General features: G+C 69.4%; 1 protein-coding gene. It reads right to left on the bottom strand.

Features of this window, described 5'->3' with window-relative positions; genetic code table 11:
* Positions 1 to 710 (bottom strand): aldo/keto reductase (locus tag D7W82_RS39790; protein WP_147439788.1); only part of this gene is annotated, 710 nt, incomplete at its 3' end.
* Positions 711 to 798 lie beyond the last annotated feature (88 nt).

Here is a 798-nt window from a genome sequence, read left to right as displayed (position 1 = left end):
GGGCAGTTCACGGCGGGGTGGCCCAGGAGGAACTTGAGGAAGAACTGGGCCCAGCTGGTGCAGTCGAACTCCGAGGCCCAGTCCGGCAGGGGGCGGCCCTTCATCTTGCGGAAGAGGCTGCCCTTGTCGAAGGGCTCCATGACGAGCACGGCCACGCCGTGCTCCTTCGCCGCGGGCAAGAGGCGCGCTTCGGCGTCGCGCATCGCGAGCGAGTAGGGCAGCTGCACGAAGTCCAGCTTGCTGCTCTGGATGTGCTTCTCCAGGTCGTCGAAGGCGCTGCGCAGGTAGTGGGTGACGCCCACGTAGCGGAGCTTCTTCGCGGCCTTCATCTCCCGCAGCACGGGCAGGTGCACGTCCACGTCCAGCAGGTTGTGCACCTGCATCAGGTCCATGCGGCCGTGGCCCATCTTCTGGAGGGACGCCTGTATCTGCGCCGCCCCTTCCGCCTTGCCGCGCGTCCAGACCTTGGTGGCGAGGAACGGGGTCTTCTCCTGGCCGGACTGCTTCAGCAGCTCACCCACGACGGCCTCGGAGCGGCCGTACATGGGGGATGAGTCGATGAGTCGCGCGCCCGACGCGAGGAACTTCTGGAGGACCTGGGCCAGGGGCGCGCGTTCGTTCGCGGCGCCGCCGACGTCGAAGGTCTGCCAGGTGCCCATGCCGATGACGGGCAGGGCTTCGCCGGAGCTGGGGATGGGGCGGGTGAGCATGCGGGGACTCTGTGCAAGGGCGGAGAGGGGCGGCGCGAGCGCGGCGCCGATGCCCGCCACCAGGACCTCGCGGCGGGAAGGGTGGGGA

The sequence above is a fragment of the Corallococcus sp. CA049B genome (assembly GCF_003611685.1).
Taxonomy (GTDB): Bacteria; Myxococcota; Myxococcia; order Myxococcales; family Myxococcaceae; genus Corallococcus; species Corallococcus coralloides.
Note: the sequence above shows the minus strand (reverse complement) of the source record. Positions and strands in the feature narration are given on the sequence as shown.